Genomic DNA, 6193 nt, shown 5'->3' with positions numbered 1-6193 from the left:
GATGGTCATCCGCATTGCACTCGCCCGCAAGCTGCTCGTCATTCTCAATGCAAAAGCACGCGACGCGCGAAACGAGTTCGCAAATGCAACTTGACACCTCAGATAGTCGCTCATCCGTCTCGGCGCTATCGCGCCGATCCACCTTCCCCCACAAGGGGGGAAGGAAGAAGCTCCCCTCGAAACAAAACGCACCAAAACGAAACAATTCCGCCATCGGTGCGGCATCGTGCCGACACAATCGGAGCCGATAAGCGCGCCGGAACAAGGGGTTGGGGCCATGACTGCGGCACAGAAATTCGATATCAGAGACGACGGCTTGCATGAAGTCCGGCTGCGGCCGGCCGAGAGCCGTGCGCCGGTGACGGCGAGCCTCGGTCCGTTCGAGGTCACTGCCGACGAGCGCAAGGGCTCGACGATGCGCGAGGCGCTGATGACCGGGCTGCTGGTGATCTATCCGGCCTTTGCGGCACTGGCGGCGATTGTTGCGGGGTTGTTTTTGACGGGCGCGAGCGGAGTGTGAGCTTACCCTCCCCCTTGTGGGGAGGGTCGACGCGTAGCGTCGGGGTGGGGGGCAGCGCCAAGGGACCCCCACCCGCGCCTTCGGCGCGACCTCCCCACAAGGGGGAGGTAGGGGGACAGCGCTACTTCGGCCGTTTGAACGCCTTCCTGTCCTTCTCGACCTCCTTGCGGCAAACACACCCTTCGAGGTGGTCGTTGACCAGGCCCATCGCCTGCATGAAGGCATAGACCGTCGTCGGGCCGACAAAACTCCAGCCGCGCTTCTTCAGTTCCTTCGAAATCCTGACCGAGACCGCCGTCGTCGGATTGGCGCGCAGATGGGCGAGGTCGACGATTTCGGGTCGCTCCTCCTTGCCCGGCTCGAATTTCCAGAACCAGGCGGCCAGCGAGCCGAACTCATCGACCATTTCCCGCGCCCGTTTGGCGTTGTTGATGGTCGAGACGATCTTGCCACGGTGGCGGATGATGCCGGCATTGCCGAGCAGGCGCTCGACATCCTCGTCGGTGAAGGCGGCGACCTTGTCGAAGTCGAACCCGGCGAAAGCCTCGCGAAAGTTCTCGCGCTTGCGCAGGATGGTCAGCCAGGACAGGCCGGACTGAAAGCCTTCGAGGCAGATCTTTTCGAACAGCCGGCGGTCGTCGGCCACCGGCCGGCCCCATTCATGGTCGTGGTAGTGCAGATAGTCAGGCAGGTTGCCGTGCCAGAAGCAGCGCATGATGCCGTCGGGGCCGGCGACCAGGCCGGTGTTTCCTTTTTCCATAGTCAAAGATCCATTCGTTAACGCGCTGCCGCGCTGCATTTACCGCGGCTTTACCAGATTCCTGAACGCGGCGGTAACCACACCAAAAGGTTTACTGACAAAGCAGCATTTTACGCATTCCGATTCATGTTTCGGTTGCGGCTTCACGCCAAGGATCGCGCAACCGGGGGCAAGTTCCGCCTCCGTCCGTTCGACGATCAAGGTGCGTTCCGATGAAGATCTTTTTGCGTTCCGTGCTCGGCGCCGTGGCCATTCTGGCCGCCGGCGTCACCTCGTCTGCCGCCAACGACCGCTATGCCGACAGGCCGCCGGTGATGGTAAGCCCCGACCTTTCGGCACCCTGGGTGCTGCAGCTTGGCCGCGCGCCCGGCATCGTGCGCCAGAGCCGCCAGGTGATCCAGCAGCCGCGCGTTCGCTATGCACAGCCGGCGCAGCCCGACCGGGTGCGTACCGCTTCGGTGCAGGCTCCGGCCAAGCGCATGGTGATGCGGCCGCAGATCAACCCGCTCTATCTGCCGCAGGAAGTCGCCTATGACGGCCCGCAGAAGCCGGGCACGATCGTCATCGATACGACGCAGAATTTCCTGTTCCTGGTCGAGAAGAACGGCAAGGCACGGCGCTACGGTGTCGGCACCGGCAAGCCGGGCTTCGAATGGTCCGGCACGCACAAGATCACCAATAAGCGCGTCTGGCCCGACTGGCGCCCGCCGGCGGAGATGATCAAGCGCGAGGCCGCCAATGGCCGTTATCTGCCGACCTATCTGGCCGGCGGCGAGGAGAACCCGCTCGGCGCCCGCGCGCTCTATCTCGGCACGACGGAATACCGCATTCACGGCACCAACCAGCCCTGGACGATCGGCGGCGCGGTGTCGTCCGGCTGCATCCGCATGCGCAACGAGGACGTGGTTGACCTTTACGAGAGGGTCAATGTTGGAACGACTGTTGTCGTGATATAGTCGGCTAGCGAATCAGCTGGTCCGGAAGGCTAGACCTTCAGGGATCGGCAAGGGGTTTACGGGGGACGGGCCGTGTGGGGATGCGGCCAGTCAGGAAAGGGCAGCACGGGAAACCGCGCTGCCCTTTTTCTTTGAGGTAGGACCGGCTGCGCCTGGGCGAAGCTGTGCCAGAACGTCGCGCCGGGGGGATGACGGTTCGCTTTCACGCTGCCCTTGCCACATTTCCCCTGCTATAGGGGCGGCCAAATTCGCTACGAAGGTCCAGCCATGTCTCAGCCAGACGACAGCCGCTATCTCCGGGGCGGCCCGGTCGCCCAGCGCATCATCGCCGCCGTGCGCGAGGATGCTGCCATTGCTACCGCCGAGGGTTTTCCACCCAAGCTTGTGTCGATCACCGTCGGCGATACCGATGCGGTCGATGTCTATGTGCGCAACCAGCGCGCCAAGGCCGGGCTCGCCGGCATCTCCTTCGAGGAGCGGCGCTTCGCCGCCGACATAACCGCCGGCGAACTCGAAGCGGCGATCCATGGCCTCAACGCCGATCCGCGCGTCACTGGCATCATCATCCAGCGGCCGGTGCCTGCACACATCCCGATCAAGACGCTGCAGGCGGCGGTGCATCCGCTCAAGGATGTCGAAGGCATGCATCCGGCCTCGATCGGCAACATCGTCTACAACCAGCTCGACCTCGCGCCCTGCACGGCAGCCGCCTCGGTCGAGCTGCTGAAGGAAACCGGCCTCGACCTCAAGGGGCTCGAAGTCGTCGTCGTCGGCCATTCCGAAATCGTCGGCAAGCCGATCGCCTTCCTGTTGATGAGCGAAGGCGCGACGGTGACGGTTTGCCATCACATGACACGCTCGGTGGCCGCCCATGCGCGCCGGGCCGACGCGCTGTTCGTCGCCGTCGGCAAGCCGAGGCTGATCAAGGCCGATATGGTAAAGCCCGGCGCCGCCGTCATCGACATCGGCATCAATTCCGAGATCGGGCCAGACGCGCAGAGCCGCATCGTCGGCGACGTCGACACCGAGAGCGTCAAGCACGTCGCGTCCTGGATCACACCCGTGCCGGGCGGCGTCGGCCCGATCACCGTGGCGATCCTGCTGCGCAACACCATGGTCGCGCTCAGCCGCCAGCGGGCACGCTACCAGGCGACGTATGGCGTGGTGGACAGGCTGGCGGCGGAGTAAGATGCGGCGGCGCCAAGCCCCCTCCGCGAAGCGGCCGGATGAGGGGGCTGGCGCCTACGATCGTCTTCTTACTCCACAGCGACCAGCCTTCCCTCGGAGACGCCGTCCGGCTTCGGGCCGCCATAGGCCCAGTCCAGCAGCTTGATCGTGTGCACCACCGGCAGCTTGGCGGCCGAGGCGATCTGGGTGATGCAGCCGATGTTGCCGGTGGCGACGATTTCGGCGCCGGTCGCCTCGATGTTTTTCACCTTGCGGTCGCGCAGTTTTGCGGAAATCTCCGGCTGCAGGATGTTATAGGTGCCGGCGGAGCCGCAGCACAGGTGGCCCTCGCGCGGCTCGCGGACGACGAAGCCGGCCTTGGCCAGCAGCTCCTTCGGCTGGCGGGTGATCTTCTGGCCGTGCTGCATCGAGCAGGCCGAGTGATAGGCGACGACGGTGCCCGGCTTGCGCACCGGCTCCGGCAAGTCGAGGGACGAGAGATATTCGGTGATGTCCTTGGCCAGCGACGACACGCGTGCAGCCTTGTCGGCATAGGCCGGGTCGAGCCGCAGCATGAAGCCGTAATCCTTGATGGTGGTGCCGCAGCCCGATGCGGTGATGACAATCGCATCGAGCCCGCCCTGGTCGATGGCACGCGTCCAGGCATCGACATTCTGCTTCGCTGAGGCGAGGGCTGCTTCCTCGCGACCCATATGATGGACCAGCGCGCCGCAGCAGGCTTCACCCTGCGGCACCACGACTTCAACGCCAAGCCTGGTCAGCAGCGCGATCGTCGTCTCGTTGATGGCGGGATCGAGCACCGACTGGGCGCAACCGGTGAGGATGGCGACGCGGGCTCTTTTCGTCCCCTGCCCGGCATGGATGCCGGGAGAGGCCATTGGCGAGGCGGTCGGGATCGAGCCCGGCGCCAGCTTCAGCATCGCACCGAGCGGCTTTAGGGCCGGCAGCTTTTCGAACAGGCCGATGAACGGCTTGCCCAGCTTCGCCAGTTTCAACGCGGCGCGGAAGCGCTTGGGATAGGGCAGCACGAAGGCCAGCATGGCGCGCGTCAGCCGGTCCAACAGCGGCCGCGTGTAGGTCTCCTCGATATGGGCGCGGGCATGGTCGACCAGATGCATGTAATTGACGCCCGACGGGCAGGTGGTCATGCAGGCCAGGCAGGACAGGCAGCGGTCGATATGGGTGACGATCTCCTTGTCGGCCGGACGGCCGTTCTCCAGCATGTCCTTGATCAGGTAAATCCGCCCGCGCGGTGAATCGAGCTCGTTGCCAAGCGTCACATAGGTGGGGCAGGTCGCGGTGCAGAAGCCGCAATGCACGCATTTGCGCAGGATCTTTTCCGATTCCGCGACGTGTGGATCAGCCAACTGGGCAAGGGAGAAATTGGTTTGCATCTCTTTTCTCGTCCTAGGCCATGCGGCCGGGGTTGAGGATGGCCTTGGGATCGAACTCAGCCTTGAGCCGCGCCGACAGCGCCGCCAGATGCGGCGCCTGCGGCTCGAACACCGGCACGGCGGCGCGATGCGCGGGCGCGGCGCGCACCAGCGTCGCGTGGCCGCCGCCATGTTTTCGGATCAGCCCGCGCAGCAGGCCGGCCTCGGGGTCGCCCTCCTCCATGCGCAGCCAGACCAGCCCACCCTGCCAGTCGTAGAAGGCGCTGACGCCGATCTGCATGCGCAGCGTCAGCACCATCTGGTGGGCCTGGGACGGCGCCATGGAGACGCGCCATACCGGCTTTTCAGTGCCATCGGCGAATGGCGCGCAATCCCTGACGTCGCGCCAGACTGCATATGAGGCTTCGCCCGCAATCTCCTGCAACGGGCCGGCGTTTTTCAACAGGGTCTTCAGCGCCTCGATGCGGTAGGCGACCGAAGGACCGAACCCTTCGACGCGCAGCAGCGTCGCGGCATCGTTGCTGAGACTGCCGCCGGCAACACGAGCGGCAATGCGTTCGGGCAGATGGGCGGCGCTCGACACTTCGGCGCTGGAGCCGAGCGCCAGCGCCATGGCGCTTGCTGCGGCATCGTCGAGCAGGCCACGCACGGCGAGCGTCACTTCGGTCTCGGCCGCCGGCAGCACCTTGAAGGTGACGTCGGTGAGCACGGCCAGTGTGCCCCAGCTGTTGGCCATCAGCTTCGACAAATCGTAGCCGGTGACATTCTTGACAACGCGGCCGCCGGATTTGAAGGCTTCGCCGCGCCCGGCAACGGCATTGATACCCAGGATGTGGTCACGCGCGGCACCCGCCTTCAGCCGGCGCGGGCCGGACAGATTCGCGGCAAGCACCCCGCCGATCGTGCCTTTGCCCGGCGCGCCGCCGAGCAGCGGACCGTAATCCATCGGCTCGAAGGCAAGCTGCTGGCCGTTTTGCGCAAGCAGGCTTTCGATCTCGGAGAGCGGCGTGCCGGCTTTCGCCGACAGCACCAGCTCAGCCGGCTCATAAAGCGTGACGCCGGTAAGCTTCGACAGGTCGAGCGTGTGCTCGCTCTGCTGCGGCCGGCCGATGCCGCGCTTGGAACCGTGGCCGACGGTTTCCAACGGCGTTTCTTCCGCCGCGGCCCATTGCACGGTGGAGAGAATTTCGGTGGACGAGGTGGGAGTGAAGGTGGTCATCGTAAACTCTGGTTCCTCGCCCCCGCAAAGCGGGGGCGAGGAACCGAAATTGTTAGACGCTCCCATCAAAACCTCGGAATATCCGGAAATGCCACCTGCCCGCGATGCACATGCATGCGCCCCAATTCCGCGCATCTGCGCAGTTGTGGAAACACT

General features: G+C 64.9%; 6 protein-coding genes. 3 read left to right on the top strand and 3 right to left on the bottom strand.

Annotated features, from left to right (window positions below):
* Window positions 1-277 precede the first annotated feature (277 nt).
* Window positions 278-520 (top strand): hypothetical protein, encoded by a 243-nt coding sequence (locus tag JQK88_RS35075; protein ID WP_192248110.1) that lies wholly within the window; start codon window positions 278-280, stop codon window positions 518-520.
* A gap of 121 nt (window positions 521-641) precedes the next feature.
* On the opposite strand, the gene JQK88_RS35070 is transcribed toward JQK88_RS35075, so the two are convergent.
* Entirely contained in the window at window positions 642-1280 is a 639-nt protein-coding gene (locus tag JQK88_RS35070; protein WP_112561990.1) for a DNA-3-methyladenine glycosylase I, read from the bottom strand.
* Between the two features lie 212 nt (window positions 1281-1492).
* Between JQK88_RS35070 and JQK88_RS35065 the strand changes: the two genes are divergently transcribed.
* Window positions 1493-2236, top strand: coding sequence for a L,D-transpeptidase (locus JQK88_RS35065; RefSeq protein WP_192248113.1), 744 nt, complete (start codon window positions 1493-1495; stop codon window positions 2234-2236).
* 267 nt (window positions 2237-2503) lie between these two features.
* Complete coding sequence (locus JQK88_RS35060) at window positions 2504-3424, top strand: bifunctional 5,10-methylenetetrahydrofolate dehydrogenase/5,10-methenyltetrahydrofolate cyclohydrolase (protein ID WP_203281133.1); 921 nt, start codon at window positions 2504-2506, stop codon at window positions 3422-3424.
* A gap of 68 nt (window positions 3425-3492) precedes the next feature.
* On the opposite strand, the gene glcF is transcribed toward JQK88_RS35060, so the two are convergent.
* Both glcF and JQK88_RS35050 read right to left on the bottom strand, forming a co-directional pair.
* Window positions 3493-4818: a glycolate oxidase subunit GlcF gene (glcF, locus tag JQK88_RS35055; protein ID WP_203281131.1), complete on the bottom strand. Its 1326-nt coding sequence runs from the start codon at window positions 4816-4818 to the stop codon at window positions 3493-3495.
* Between the two features lie 13 nt (window positions 4819-4831).
* A complete protein-coding gene (locus JQK88_RS35050; protein ID WP_203281129.1) occupies window positions 4832-6037 on the bottom strand; it encodes an FAD-binding protein in 1206 nt (401 codons plus the stop codon).
* Window positions 6038-6193: the final 156 nt, after the last annotated feature.

The sequence above is a fragment of the Mesorhizobium caraganae genome (genome assembly GCF_016836705.1).
Lineage (GTDB): Bacteria > Pseudomonadota > Alphaproteobacteria > Rhizobiales > Rhizobiaceae > Mesorhizobium > Mesorhizobium caraganae.
The sequence above is the reverse complement of the archived record's forward strand: the minus strand, read 5'-3'. Positions and strand labels throughout refer to the sequence as shown.